Annotated in this window: 8 protein-coding genes; 6 read left to right on the forward strand and 2 right to left on the reverse strand. The window is 70.9% G+C overall.

The genetic code is table 11. The annotated features are described in order from the left end of the window. The 6 genes from KY661_RS14240 to KY661_RS14265 all read left to right on the forward strand — a co-directional run. A partial coding sequence (locus KY661_RS14240) for a hypothetical protein (protein ID WP_225410722.1) occupies positions 1-2,093 on the forward strand: 2,093 nt, incomplete at its 5' end. A gap of 18 nt (positions 2,094-2,111) precedes the next feature. Next, positions 2,112-3,056: an ExeA family protein gene (locus KY661_RS14245; protein WP_225410723.1), complete on the forward strand. Its 945-nt coding sequence runs from the start codon at positions 2,112-2,114 to the stop codon at positions 3,054-3,056. A 5-nt stretch (positions 3,057-3,061) separates the two neighbouring features. Beyond that, the gene (locus KY661_RS14250; protein WP_225410724.1) at positions 3,062-6,967 is read left to right on the forward strand and encodes a translocation/assembly module TamB domain-containing protein; all 3,906 of its coding nucleotides are present in this window, start codon (positions 3,062-3,064) and stop codon (positions 6,965-6,967) included. Positions 6,968-6,975: 8 nt separating this feature from the next. Continuing rightward, positions 6,976-10,017, forward strand: coding sequence for a POTRA domain-containing protein (locus KY661_RS14255; RefSeq protein WP_317987259.1), 3,042 nt, complete (start codon positions 6,976-6,978; stop codon positions 10,015-10,017). A 13-nt stretch (positions 10,018-10,030) separates the two neighbouring features. Continuing rightward, positions 10,031-10,567: a hypothetical protein gene (locus tag KY661_RS14260; protein WP_225410725.1), complete on the forward strand. Its 537-nt coding sequence runs from the start codon at positions 10,031-10,033 to the stop codon at positions 10,565-10,567. 38 nt (positions 10,568-10,605) lie between these two features. Then, a complete protein-coding gene (locus tag KY661_RS14265; RefSeq protein ID WP_225410726.1) occupies positions 10,606-11,931 on the forward strand; it encodes a 1-acyl-sn-glycerol-3-phosphate acyltransferase in 1,326 nt (441 codons plus the stop codon). Here the strand turns inward: KY661_RS14265 and KY661_RS14270 are convergent. Both KY661_RS14270 and KY661_RS14275 read right to left on the reverse strand, forming a co-directional pair. After that, on the reverse strand, positions 11,928-12,377 hold the full coding sequence (locus KY661_RS14270) for a hypothetical protein (RefSeq protein ID WP_225410727.1): 450 nt from the start codon (positions 12,375-12,377) through the stop codon (positions 11,928-11,930). The genes KY661_RS14265 and KY661_RS14270 overlap by 4 nt on opposite strands. 1 nt (position 12,378) lies before the next feature. Continuing rightward, positions 12,379-14,235 carry a cytochrome c3 family protein gene (locus KY661_RS14275; protein ID WP_225410728.1) on the reverse strand — a complete coding sequence of 619 codons (1,857 nt, stop codon included), beginning with the start codon at positions 14,233-14,235 and terminating at the stop codon, positions 12,379-12,381. Between the last annotated feature and the right edge of the window lie 53 nt (positions 14,236-14,288).

Genomic DNA, 14,288 nt, shown 5'->3' on the forward strand with positions numbered 1-14,288 from the left:
GCCCCCGGGCGGCCCCCGCGCCCCCACCAACCCCCGCGACCCCGGCCCCCGTGCCACGGCCTGCCCCCGCCGCGGCGGCCCCGGCAACCCCGGCCCCCGTGGGGCTCACCCGGGATCAGCTCGCCAAGCTGCTCACGGAGACCGACGTCTACGTCAAGTACGGGCTCCACGACAAAGCGCTCGAGCACCTGCGGAAGATCTTCGCCGTCGATCCCGAGAACCTCGACGCGCACGAGAAGGCGTACAACATCTACGTCGCCGCGGGGAACACCGCGCAGTCCTCCGAGCAGCTCCTCAACGTGCTGCGGCTGTGCACGCGCCGCGCGGACGTGCAGCGCGCGCAGCCCTACCTGGCCACCATCCTCCAGCAGAACCCCTCGCACCCCGAGGTGCCCGCGTTCCTCGTGGTGCTCCGGCTGGAGCCGCAGGAAGTGCAGCAGGCGGCCCACGTGGAGTCCGTGGGCGAGGACGCCATCCTGGTCGAGTCCAACGACGAGGAGATCGTCGTCGCGGATCCGCCGGATGACGCGCTCGCGCAGCCTCCTGGGGACGATCTGGCGCTGGCCACCCTGTCGGGGGTGGACTCCGACGAGATCGTCGACGAGGGCCACGAGTCCACGATCATCAGCGACGAGGCGCTGGTGGGCGAGACCATCGTCACGGGAGAGGACTCCTTCTACGGCTCCGATGACGAGATGCTGTCCCCCGACGCCAGCGACGAGACGCTGGCCGGTGGGGTGGTGGTGGACGACGAGCCGTCGTCCACCTTCGTGGATGAGCCCCTCGTAGAGGGCAGTGAGGACGACACCTCCTTCGCCGACGTGAGGCCCGAGTCCTCCGAGTACCTGGTGGAGGAGCCCGCCGAGGACGATGAGCCCATCGTCTCCGAGACGGGCCTGGAGGGCATGGCCCTCGGCGATGAGGACGAGCCGCCCCCCACGCGTCCATCCATGCCGTCGGCCGATCTGCTCCAGCATGCCTCCGGGCAGCCCCTGCTGGGGGATGACGACGAGGAGCTGCCCACCCGCGTCGCGGCGCGTCCGCTGGACGACGAGCCGTTCGACAGCGAGCCCGAGGTCTCCGTCTCCACCGGCCTGGACTACCCGGACGAGCCGGAAGAGGCCACCACCGTCGTGGGCGCCGTGCTGGCCATGGAGCCGCCCGCGGACGAGCCCTTCGCTCCGGAGGACGAGGCGCCTGCCGCCGAGCCCGTGGCGGAGGACGAGCCTGCGTCCGAGGAGTGCGACGAGGCGAGCTTCTTCCTGGATCAGGGGCTGACCGAGGAGGCGCGGGAGATCCTCGAGACGGTGATGATCGCCTTCCCGGGCCACGCGCGCGCCAGCGAGTTGATGGCGCGGCTGGAGGCGCTGGAGGCGGGCGGCGAGGCCTCGACGACGCAGGAGACCGAGACGGCCGAGTCGGCGGTGCCCGCCGTGCAGCCGCTGGGCGAGGAGTCCGAGGGGCGCGACGCGTTCGACCTGGCGGCGGAGCTGGCCGGGGAGATCGACAACCTGGGCGGGACGCCCGCCCCGGCGGCGGAGGACGACTTCCAGTACTCGGTCGAAGAGGTGTTCGCCGAGTTCAAGAAGGGCCTGGAGAAGGTGGTGAAGCCCGAGGACGTGGACACCCACTACGATCTGGGCATCGCCTACAAGGAAATGGGGCTCTCCGACGACGCGCTCGGGGAGTTCCGCGTGGCGCGCCAGGGCTGCGTGGGCAAGAAGCGCGAGCTGGACTGCATCACCATGCTCGGCATGCTCCACGGCATGCGGGGCGAGCACGTCGAGGCGGTGGAGATCTTCCGCGAGGGCCTGGCCCATCCGCACGCCACGGGCGAGGCCGCGAAGGCGCTGGGCTTCGAGCTGGCCACGGCCTACGAGGGCACGGGAGAGAACGGCAAGGCGCTCTACCACTACCAGCACGTGGCCGCGCTCGACCCGAAGTACCGTGATGTCTCCTCCCAGGTGGCGCGTCTGGCGGAGCTGACCGAGCCCGAGGAGGACCCCCTGACGCCGGCTCCGGCCGCCGTCCCCCCGCGAGCGGCCACTTCCGGGGTGGGCGCCCCCAAGGCGCGCAAAGTAGGCTACGTTTAGTTCAGTCCGGCGGAGCCTATGACGACCTACATCGATTTCTTCGAGCTCACGACGGAGCCGTTCTCCAACGCGCCGGTGAGCCGGTTCTATTACAACTCCGTCCAGCACTCGCAGGCCCTCACCCGGCTGATGCACGCCGTCAGCTACATGAAGGGCCTGTCCATCCTCGTCGGCGACATTGGCGCGGGGAAGACGACGCTGGCGCGGCGGATGCTCGATTCGCTGCCGGAGGCCGAGTACGAGGCGGCGCTGCTCGTCATCATCCACTCGGGCATCACCGCCAACTGGCTCCTGCGCCGCATTGCCCTCCAGCTCGGCGTGGAGAACCCCGCCCAGGAGAAGCTGGCGCTCCTGTCCCAGCTCTACCAGCGGCTCCTGCAGATCTACGAGTCCGGCAAGAAGGCCGTCGTCCTCATCGACGAGGCGCAGATGCTGGAAACCCGCGAGCTGATGGAGGAGTTCCGGGGGCTGCTGAATCTGGAAGTGCCCGAGCGCAAGCTCATCTCCTTCGTGTTCTTCGGGCTGCCGGAGATCGAGAAGAACCTCAAGCTGGACCCGCCGCTCGCCCAGCGGGTGGCCTTCCGCTACAAGCTGGAGCCGTTCACCGCCGAGTCCACCGAGGCCTACATCAAGCACCGGTTGCGGCTCGCGGGCTGCCCCCGCATGCCCTTTACACCGGAGGCCCTGCTGGCGGTCCATCAGGCCTCGGGGGGCACCCCCCGCGTCATCAACACCCTGTGCGACAACGCGCTCTTCGAGGCGTTCCTGTCGCGCCAGGAGTCCATCTCCGAGGAGTTGATTCGCCGGGTGGCGGACAATCTGGGCCTTCAGGGCTCGGTCAGTCCGGCCACGGAGGGGGTGTCGAAGCCCACCGCCTCCCTGGCGCCAAGCAGCCGGCCAAGCGGCTCCAAGGTGGACCTCGCGGAGATCGACCGCTACCTCGAGGGTCTCGGTAAGCTGTAGCGGTTTTGGCCACTCCGAGCCGTCAGGGCGCGCGCAAGGCGCTGCTGGGGATCCTCCTGCTCTTGCTGGGGGCCGTCCTGGTGCTGCGCACGTCCATGGCCTGGGATGCGGCGTGCACGCTCGCGCGGCGGCAGTTGCCCGCGCTGCTCGGGCTGGATGTCGGCATTGGCCAGTGCGAGTTGGACCCGCTGGGCCAGCGGGTCATCCTGCGGGGCCTGTCCCTCTTCACCCCCGGCACGGACACGCCGCTGTTCGCCGCGGACATGGCCGAGGTGCGGCTGGGGTTCATCCGCCCCCTGTCCGGCAAGCTGAACCTGGAGCTGGTCCGCGTGCAGCGGCCGCGGGTGGCGCTGGATCTCTCCCGTTCCTCGGACGGGCCGAAGGAGGCGTCCTCATGCGGCCTGGGCCCCCTGGGGCGGCTGCGCATCTCCCGGCTGGCGCTCACGGGCGCCCAGGTCCGGCTGGCCCTGCCCGGCGGCAAGCGGGTGGAGGTGACGGACCTGGATGTGGAGTGGCGGGACCGCTGGGGCGTCGCCGAGTTCGACGTGGAGGCGCAGCGGGGCAAGGTGTGGCTGGGGCCGGACAGCGGGGAAGTGCCCCTCCGGCGCCTGGTGCTGTCCGGCGGCCTGGATGTGGACTCGGAGCTGGTGGAGTTCAACCGCGCCGAGGTGGCCCTGGATGAAGTCAGCGTGAACCTCTCGGGCCGCGTGGAGTCGTTCTGCGAGCCGCAGCTCGCGCTGGACGCGCAGGTGTTCTTGCCGCTGAGCGCGCTGTCGCGCACGGGCGTGTTGCCGCAGCCCGCCTCGGGGCACCTCTGGTCCCGGCTCACGGTGAATGGGCCCCCGGCGGCGCCCCACGTGAGCATGGAGCTGTCGGCGAGCAACCTCGCCTATGACCGGTTCGGGCCCTCCTCGCTCTCGGCCCGGCTGCTCTATTCGGGGGAGCAGCTCCGGGTGGAGCAGCTGACGGTGCCCGTGGGCAATGGGCGGGCCGAGATTCGTGGCCTGGTGCGGCTCGTGCCGGGCTTCCCCGTGCAGGTGGAGGTGGCGACGTATGACGCGTCGCTGGGCCGCATCCTGGCGCAGGCGGGGCTCAAGGGCTCCTGGGTGGACTTCCCGGCCACCGCCAGTGGGAAGCTGTCGGGCTCCCTGTTTCCCCGCTTCCAGCTCGCGGGGGACATGGATGTGCGCACCGGGCGCTTCGTGCTGGCCACACATGCCTTCGATGCTCCGGAGCGCGACGGGCTCACGCTGCTGGCGTTCGAGAAGGGCAGCGTGCAGACCCAGCTCAAGATCCTCCCGGACCGCGTGTCCTTCACCGGGGCCCAGGTGGAGTCAGGCCACTCCCGGCTGAACGCGGACGTGACGCTCTTCTACGACACGTCGCGGGGGCTGGAGGTCCGCGGGCAAGGGGAGGTGGACCTGTCGGACTACGGGGCCATCGCCGAGCTGGCCTGGGCGGGCAAGGGGACGGCGGGCTTCTCGGTGGTGGGGCCGTACAACGACGTGCGCGTGGATGCGAACCTCTCCCTGCGCGACCTCACCTTCTGGGGCTTCGGGCTGGGCGTGGTGCAGGGCAAGGTGACGTACGAGGACGGGGTCCTCGGCTTCCCGTCGCTGTCCGGGCAGAAGGGGCGCACGCCGTACTTTGGCAAGGCGGCGCTGACCTTTGGCACGTCGCTGCACGCCCGGGCCGAGGTGAACGTGCCGCAGGGGCGGACCGAGGACCTGCTCGACATCATCGCGGGCCTGCACCCGAACATGGCCCTCTTGCAGGGCACGCTCGCGGGCGCGGCCTCGGGGCGGGTGGAGCTCGACAGCCCGGTGGATCGCTTCGAGGGGCTGGTGGCGCTCGATTTCAAGGACACCACCTACTACGGGCGCCGGGTGGGGGATGGCTCCACCCGGCTGCGCTTCGTGGATGGCAAGGCGATGGTGCTGGAGCGCACCGTGCTGGAGGGGCCGCTCGGGCGGAGCTGGGCCGAGGGCACCTTCACCTTCGCGGGAGATTTGGACTACCGCTTCGGGATTGAGAACCTCTCGCTGGCGGAGATGGTGGGGCCGGAGCTGGCGGCGCAGATGGGCATGCAGGGCGTGCTCACGCTGGAGGGCCGGGTGGAGGGCAACTCCGAGCTGCCGGTGACGGTGGCCTCCCTGCACAGCCCCCGCGTGACGTTCGCGGACCGGGACCTCGGCGAGCTGTTCCTGGAGGGCAAGCTGGAGGGCCGGGAGCTGGAGATCTCCGGCAAGCCCTTCCAGGACGCCAGCGGCGTGCTGGCGATGAAGGTCAAGGAGCCGTTCCCCTTCGAGGCCTCGGTGACGCTGGCGCTGCCGGAGATCCGCCCCCTGCTGCCCCAGCGGGTGGTGGCCCAGGGCGTGTCCGGCGCGCTCTCGGCGTACCTCAGCGCGCAGGGCAACCTGCGCAACCTGGAGGCCATGCAGGTGAGCGGCACGGTGGACAAGCTCTCCCTGTCCCAGGGGCCCTTGGGCGGCCAGAACGAGGGCCCCATCATCCTGAGCTACGCGGGCGGCCGGCTGGAGGTGCAGTCCTTTGCCTTCCGGGGCCCGGACACGGAGCTGTCGGCCTCGGGTTGGATGGGGCCGCGCGCGATGGACCTCAACCTGCGCGGCGCGGTGGACTTGCGGCTGATCGAAGCGGTGAGCCCCGAGCTGGAGCGCACCGCGGGCAAGATGGCCTTCCAGCTCCAGGCCACGGGCCCCCTGGAGAAGCCCTCCCTCGCGGGAGACGCGGAGCTCACCGACGTGCGGCTCTCCCTGCGGGGCCGGCCGCTGACGCTGCGCAACGTGTCCGGCCGGGCCACGTTCACGGACCAGTGGGTGCTGCTCAAGGGCTTCCGCGGCATGCTCAACGAGGGGACCATCACCGCCAGCGGCGAGCTCGTCCTCAAGCAGCTCCAGCTCGACAAGGTGTCGCTGGTAGCGGAGCTGGAGAACGCCACATACCGCGTCCTGGACGACCTGCCCGTCACGCTGTCCGGCGCGCTGCAGCTCACCGGCACGCCCGACGCGCTGCTGCTCGCGGGAGATGTGGACGTGCTGCGGCTGCGCTACCAGAAGGGGCTGGACCTGGATGGCCTCCTCAAGAACGCCGGGCGGCGCAGCGTGCTGCCCACCTCGGCGGAGAAGCCCCGGGAGTTCCTCTCCTTCGATGTGCGCACGCACCTGAAGGACGTGCGGGTGGACAACAACCTGGCGCGGGCGCGGCTCCTGGGAGACTTGCGGCTGACGGGCACCAACGTGCGGCCGGGGCTCCTGGGCCGGGTGGAGGCCGCCGAGGGCAGCCAGGTGTTCTTCCGCAACAACCAGTTCGCCCTGAGCGAGGGGCAGGTCGAGTTCCGGGAGCGCTACGGCATCGACATGGTCTTCGACGTCCGGGCGCAGACCCTGGTGCGCGAGTACACCGTCAAGGTCCACGCTTTCGGCCGGCCCGCGGACCCCCAGGTGCTCTTCTCCTCGGAGCCCTCGCTGGCCGAGGGGGATGTGCTCTCGCTGCTCACCCTGGGCGTGACGAGCACGGACAAGGAGACCGCGGCCTCGGCCAGCGCGGGCCTGGCCGCGGAGGCGCTCTTCAATGCCTCGGGGCTGGACCGGCAAGTGAAGCGCTTTTTGCCCAGCAACTCCATCTTGAAGGACCTGTCCTTCCAGATCTCCACCACCTACAACGACGCCACCCGTCAGGCGGAGCCGACCGCACAACTGGAGTCGAAGATCCTCAGTGACCAGCTTAAGATCGGTGTGACACAACCGGTCAGCGGGCGCGGGACGCGCGCCCGTGCCGAGTATCGCTTCGACAACCGCCTCTCCGCGCAGGCTCAGTGGGACAACGAGAACAACGAAGCCGCCCTGGGCAACCTCGGTCTCGAGCTCAAATTGAGCTGGGAGGTCGATTAGCGCTCGCGGTGTGCCTGCTCGCCGCCTGTGGGGCCCTGGCGAGCCCTCCCGTCCCCGGGGAGGCGTTCGCAGCTCCCCCCAACGTGGTGGCGGTGGAGCTGGTGTTGCCCGAGGGCTCGGACACGCAGGGGCTGGCGGGGCTGGTGGAGGTGCGGCGCGGCCAGGTGCTCTCGCCCCGGGCGGTGCGCCAGAGCGTGGAGGGGCTGTGGAACACCGGCCGCTTCACCGACGTGGTGGCCCGGACGGTGGAGGTGCCCGGAGGGGTGAGGCTGGTGTTCCACCTCACGCCGGTCCAGCGGCTCACGCGGCTGGTCATCGAGGGGAACGTCGTCCTGAGCGACGAGGAGATTCGCGAGGCCAGCGGCCTGCAAGAGGGCACCCCGCTGGATCCCGATGCGCTGGATGCGGCCAAGGAGGCCATCGTCGCGGCCTACCGCCACAAGGGCTACCACCAGGCGCGGGTGGAGGACACCCAGGAGTCCGTGCTGGAGGGGGTCGTCCTGGTGTTCACGCTGGAGGAGGGCGAGCCGCTGCGCATCGGCCGGGTGACGTTCACGGGAAGCCCCGGCCTGGCCCTGCCCCGGCTGATGGAGTCCCTGGGGCTGGAGCTGGGCATGGTGTTCGACCAGGCGCGGCTGGAGGCCAGCCTGGAGCGGCTGCGGCGGCTGCTGCGGGAGCAGCGCTACTACCGCGCACGGGTGGGCGCCCTCCAGGTGACGCAGGAGGACGGCCGCGCGGCGGTGACGGTGCCCCTGTCTGCGGGCCCGCGCTACGCCTTCCACTTCCATGGCAACCACCACTTCCCCTCCCGGGTGCTGGAGCGGGTGCTGGCATATGACGGCTCGGAGCCGCTGGACCTGGGGATGACGGAGCAGCTCGCGTGGCGGGTGGCGAACTTCTACCGCTACCGGGGCTACCACTTCGTGCGCGTCACGCCCCGGGAGGTGCGCAGGCCCGACCAGGAAGAGGCCGTGCTGGCCTTCGACATCGAGGAGGGCCAGCGCCTGGCCGTGAAGGAGGTGCGCTTCCACGGCAACCGGGCCCTGCCGAGCGGCGTGTTGCGCGAGGTGCTCGCCGAGCGCGTCCGCGCGAACGAGCCCGTCCCCGACCTGGAGCTGCCCCTGCAGGACGACCCCCTGCGCATCGACGGGCGGGAGGAGCTGGGGCTGGGCACCGTCCCGCCGGTGCCGGATCCGCACACCGTCTTCGTGGAGGAGGCCTACCTGGACGCGGCCGAGGTGCTGACGGAGGCCTACCGCGAGCGCGGCTTCCCGGATGCGCGGGTGAGCTTCCTGCGCCTGACGCTGGAGGAGACGGGCCAGACGGCGGTGGCCGAGTTCGAGGTGGTGGAGGGCCAGGAGCGGCGGGTGGGCGACGTGGAGGTCGACGGGATGCCCCCCGAGGTGTCCTCCGAGGACGTGGAGCTCTACCCCGGGGACTCGCTGAGCGAGGAGGCCGTCGATCGGGCCCGGCGGGCGCTGGAGCTGAAGCTGGCGAGGGCGGGGTACCTGTTCGCTCGCGTCGAGATGGAGGCCACCGCCGGTGAGGAGGACCCGAGGGACATGCTCGTGCGCCTGCACGTGGAGCCCGGCCCCCGGGTCCGCGTGGGCCGCATCATCCTCCAGGGCCAGGTCCGCACGGATGAGCGCACGGTGCGCGGCCACCTGGACGTGGAAGTCGGCCAGGTGATGGACCTGGAGAAGCTGGCGGAGGGGCGGCGCCGCCTGGCGCGCCTCAACATCTTCCGGCAGGTGGAGGTGCAGCTCCGCGAGCCGGGCCGGCGGGAGGAAATCAAGGACGTCCTGGTGACCATCCAGGAGCGGCCGCGCCTGGACGGGGAGGTGTCCGGTGGGTACTTCCTGGTGGATGGGCCCCGGCTCACGCTGGATACGGCCTTCCCGAACGTCAACGGCCGTGGGCTCAACGTGCTGGCGCGCGGGAAGATCAACTACGTGGGCCTGAGCGCGGATGCGTTCTCCGGGCGGTACTCGGAGGAGAACGAGGAGGACAGCGCGCTCTATGGCTGGGCGGGGCTCGGCGGACGGGGCAGCGTGTCCTTCACCTATCCGCGCCTCAACACCTGGTTGTCCCGGGAGGTGGGCGCGCGGCTGGACTTCATCGGCGAGCGCGTGCACCGTCCCTCCTACCTCTCCACGCGGTTCGCGGCGGTCGCGGGGCTCGACTGGGCGGCGACGAAGTGGCTGAGCGTGTCGCTCCAGTACGAGCTGGAGCACAACCGGCTCCGCTCGCGCGGCGGCGTGCTGAGCGAGCTGAACCGGGCGGACCAGGAGCGGCTGCGCTTTCCGTACGGCGTGTTCTCGCTGCACTCGCTGCGGCCCGCCGTCACGCTGGACTTCCGGGACGATCCCACCAACCCCCGCCGGGGCCTGTGGGTGTCCGCGAGCACGGAGTTCACCCGGGACTTGAGCGTGTCGCCCACCGATGCGCGGGGCACGCCGGTGCCGGACTTTCCCATCGACGGGGTGAAGCTGGCCGCCAACGTGACGGTGTACGCGCCCCTGGGACGCCGGGCGAGCCTGGCCCTGTCGGCCCGGGGCGGCACCATCCTGCCCCTGTCCGAGGGGGCGCAGTCGATTGGCTCCAAGCTCTTCTACCTGGGCGGCTCGTCGAGCCTGCGCGGCTTCCGGGAGGATGGGGTGCTGCCGCAAGACCAGCGCACCGCCGTCCGGCCCCAGCTCCAGTCCTGCCGCTCCCTCGTCAATCCGGCGGCCTGTCCGCCCGAGCTGAGGGCGCTCCTGGATGGGCAGGCGCCCATCAGCCCGGGCGGCGAGCTGTTCACGCTGGGCAAGGCGGAGCTGCGCCTGCCGGTGTTCAGCTCGTTGGACCTGGGCCTCTTCTTCGAGGCGGGCAACCTGTGGGGAAACCGGGCGAACTTCGAGCTGGGGGCGCTGCGGTACACCTCCGGGGTGGGCCTGCGCTATGTCACGCCCGTGGGGCCGCTGGCCTTCGATGTGGGCTACAACCTGGACCGGGACGACGACTTCAACGAGCCCACCACCCAGTTCCACTTCAGCATCGGTGTCTTCTGAGGAGGCCGCACGCATGTCCGGGGGCCGTCACATCGGGCTGATTCTGGTGGCCGCCGGGGGGCTGGGCCTGGGGTGCGCCGGCAAGCCGGCCGTGGTGGCCGAGTCCCAGCGTCCCTCCTGGATGCCCCCGGAGATGAAGTGTCCGCAGGAGGCCTCCGAGCAGATGAAGAAGATGGGGCTGGTGCTGGGAGACCGCATCCCCGTCGTCGTGGACGAGACGCAGAACCGGCCCGGCTCGGCCCGCTACAAGAGCCGCTTCGTGATGTCGGTGCCCAAGGTGGACGAGGGCGAGCTCAAGGACGTGAGCATCGCGGGCTACCTGTACGTGGCCAACCACCGCGTCTTCGGGCGGTATGACCGCGCCTACGTCCGGTACTACGAGGACGGCAAGGTCCGCGACTTCTACGAGGTGCCCTTCTGCGGGGTGCTGCTGGATCCGCGCTGGGACAAGGACGGCGAGGGAATCGTCTCCTATCCGGGGCCGGAGCGGGGCACGGCCGTGGTGCAGGATGCCCGGGGCATCATCCTGGTGGTGGATCGCTTTCCCTGAGCCCGGCGTGGCCGGCGGGACGGTGTAGAGTCCCGCCCGTGTTCTACGCGTTCATCCATGGTCTGGTGTCCCTGGCGCTGCGGCTCTTCTACCGGGTGAAGGTGCAGGCGCCGGCCGATGGGTTCGACGGGCCGCTCATGTTCGTGGGCAACCACCCCAACAGCCTCATTGATCCGGCGCTCGTCTTCATCCTCACCCGGCGCCACGTCACCTTCCTGGCCAAGGAGCCGCTCTTCCGGATGCCCGTCATCGGGTGGATCCTCAAGGGGCTGGACGCCTTGCCCATCTACCGCAAGCAGGACCATCCCTCGCAGATGACGAAGAACGAGGGGACGCTGGATGCGGCGCGGGCGGCGCTCGCCGAGGGGCGGGCCATCACCCTGTTTCCCGAGGGGCGCAGCCACTCGGAGCCCTCGCTGGGGGAGCTGAAGACGGGGGCCGCGCGGATCGCCCTGGGCGCCGCGCGCCAGGGGGCCCCCGTGCGCATCATTCCGGTGGGCTTCACCTATGAGGAGAAGAACGTCTTCCGCAGCGAGGCCCTCGTGGAGGTGGGCCCCGCCATCGAGGTCCTGCCCTTCCTGCGGGGAGAAGGGGAGGAGGCGGAGCGGGAGGCCGTGCGCGCGTTGACGGCGCGCATCGCGGCGGAGCTCAAGGCCCTCACCGTCAACCTGGACCGGTGGGAAGATCTGCCGGTCATCCAGCTCGCGGAGCGGCTCTACGCCTTTCGCCAGGGCGAGAAGGTGGGCTCCGAGCGTCTGAAGCACTGGGCGCGCGGACTGCAACTCCTGCAGGCCGGGCAGCCGGAGCAGTTCGAGCAGGTGCGCTCGGCGCTGATGTCGTACCACCGGCGGCTCGCGGTGGTGCAGGCCACCCCGGAGGATGTGGCGCTCACCTACCATCCCCGGGGGGTGTTCACCTTCATCGTGAAGAACCTCGCAGTGGTGTGCCTGGGGCTGCCCCTGTTCCTGGCGGGGCTCGTGCTCTTCGGACTGCCGTACCAGGTGCCGCCGCTGGTGGCCCGTAAGAGTGAGCTGGACCTTCAGGGCACGGTGAAGTTCCTGGTGTCGCTGGTCCTGGTCTTCGTGTGGTGGCCCGGCCTGGTGGCGGTGTTCTGGGCGCTGGGCGGATGGGGCTGGGGCGTGGGGGCCCTGCTGGGCCTGCCGCCGCTGGCGCTCTTCACCCTGTACTTCTCCGAGCGGTGGAGCGTGCTGTGGCATGACATCACCGTGTTCTTCGCGCTCGGCAACCGCTCCCGGTTGAAGGCCCTGCTGCAGGCGGATGGGGCGCAGCTGGCCGCCGAGCTGGAGCAACTGGCCAGTGAGTACAGGGGCCAGCTGGAACGGTCCTCCGCCTCCGGGGCCTAAGCGGGGCCGCGCCAGGCCGCGTAGGTCTGCGCGGCGACGGTGTAGAGCACGAGCAAGGCCCCCAGGGGCGCCAGGAAGATTGCCAGGGACGGATCTCCCTCCGGGTGGGCAATGCCTCCCAGCAGGAAGCCCAGGGGCAGGGCGGTGCTGCCCATCAGGAGGGAGTGGGAGGCGCGCCGCCGGGCCGCCTCGCCGAGCGCCCGCGGGTTCTCCCACCGGACGTAGACGAGGTTGAGCAACCCGAGCGCGGCCCCATGGAAATGGGCGAGCGCCCACAGCCGGTGCTTCAAGACATCCGACATCAGGGGGGCCCAGCGGAACGCCTCCAGCGCTTCGAGGAGGGTCCCAAACGTCAGGGAGACGAGCAGCAGGGTCCATCCGAAACGGGCGTGGGCTCGGGCCGGGCCTGCTTCCGGGGCTGCCGGTGTTTTCGGGTGCGTGCTCACATCACTCGCCGATCTGGATGGGAGGTTGGGTGGCGCGCCGCCGCAGGAGGTGCTCGATGGCGGGTTCGAGCGGCTCCATCGCGGCATCCAGGGGAACCTCCGGGCCAGGCCGGGGAATATCACCCGTGGCCGTGGCCGCCCACCACTGCCGCCACTGCCGCGCCACCCGGTGGCGTTCCTCCTCCGGAGCCTGGAAGTCGAAGCGGGGGAGGCGCTGGGCGGACGCCGCGAGCCCGGGCCGGACCTGGCCCGCGCGGGCCACGAGCGACTCGAGCGAGCGCCACGAGAGGCGCCGGATGGAAGGGTAGTTGTCGTCGAGGGCCCGCAGGAGGAACGGCACGGCCCACAGCCGCGCAAGCGGCTCGGACAGGGCGCTGCGCTCGTCGCCCAGCGCCGCGGCGGCCACGGCGCGCTGCACCACATCGCCCGAGAGCAGGCTGCGCACGCTCTCGGCCAGCGCGAAGTCCGGGTCCTCGGGCAGCTCCCCGGAGGGGGGCAGGCCCTGCTGCTGACGCAGGGTCTGCGCGGCCCAGCGCGCGCTGCGGTCGGTGTGGCAGAGCGTGCAGGCCTCGGGCATCTCGTGGCGCCAGGCGCGGGAAGGGTCGGGGTTCTGAATGTGGTGCGTGGGGTGCACCGTCCCGATGCCGTAGGTGATTTTGGGCATGTGGCAGGCGTAGCAGTCGGTCCCCGCCGAGCCCTCCCGGTGCCGGCTGTGTCCGGCCGCGCGGGCCACGAGGGCCGGGTGGCAGCCCTGGCACGCGGCGGGCCCGCGCATGGCCTGGGTAATCATCCCCTTGGGGTCCCCCCCGTGCATGGAATGGCAGTGCTGGCACGTCAGCCCGCCGCGCTGGAAGTCCTTGGACATCAGCAGCCCCTGGTACTCGTAGGCGCTGAGGCGGGGCGTCCCGTCCTTCCAGAAGCGCAAGGACACGTCCACGCCCGCCAGGTGGCTGTCGCGCTGGAGCGGCTGGGTGTACGCGGAGAGGTTCTCGCCCGCGGTGTAGGGGTCTCCCTCGGAGAGAAATTGGCGGATGCGGCCGATGGGCTCTGGCAGGCGCTGGCCATGGCAGTGGCCGCAGATCTGCACCTGCTGAAGCGCCCCCAGGCGCGAGGGATTGACGATCGACGGATCCGCCCGGTCCGAGTAGTGCAGGAGGTAGCGCCGCAGGGGCTGGGTGTTGCGCGCCACGTGCTCGGTGCCCGGGCCATGGCAGGCCTCGCAGGCCACCCCCAGCTCCGCCACGTGGCTGTCGAACCGGGCCTGGTCCCAGTCGTAGCCGGGACGGGCTTTGACGTTGTGGCAGAAGATGCAGTTGGCATCCCAGACGGCGCGGTGGGCGTTGAAGTCCGTGCCGTCGGGATCCAGGAACCCGCCGGTGAGGTGGAACCAGCGCCGCTCCTCGATGTTCCAGGCCACGGGCAGGCGGATGTACCGGTCTCCTTCCCGCACGAGGTACTGCTGCACGCGCCGCGAGCCCACGGTGCGCGCCACCGTCTGCCGGCGCAGGCGGCCTTGCCCATCCAGCGTCTCGATGACGAAGTGCGCGCCCTCGCGCAGGAAGCGGGAGGTGACGCCCGCGTAGGTGAAGCTCGCACCGCCGAAGTCCCCCTGCACCGCGTCCGCGGAGGCCTCCTGCGTCATCGTCCGGTGGAAGGTGCGCCGCCAGCTCGCGGAATGATCCGGATGGCAGGCCTGGCAGGACGCGGAGCCCGTGTAGGCCACGGGGGCCAGGACCACGGGTGTGGCCACCTCGGCCGCGGTGGCCCGGAGCGCCAGGCCCACGGCGCCCCCCAACACCAGCAGCCCCACGGCCCATGCGAGCAACGGGCGGGGAGGGCGCGGGCCAGCGGACTTCATGCCCTCTCCATAAAGGGTCCGCCGGTCCGCGTCGATGCCTGGCTTTCGAGGAA

This window comes from Allostigmatella hybrida (assembly GCF_020103775.1).
Taxonomy (GTDB): domain Bacteria; phylum Myxococcota; class Myxococcia; order Myxococcales; family Myxococcaceae; genus Hyalangium; species Hyalangium aurantiaca.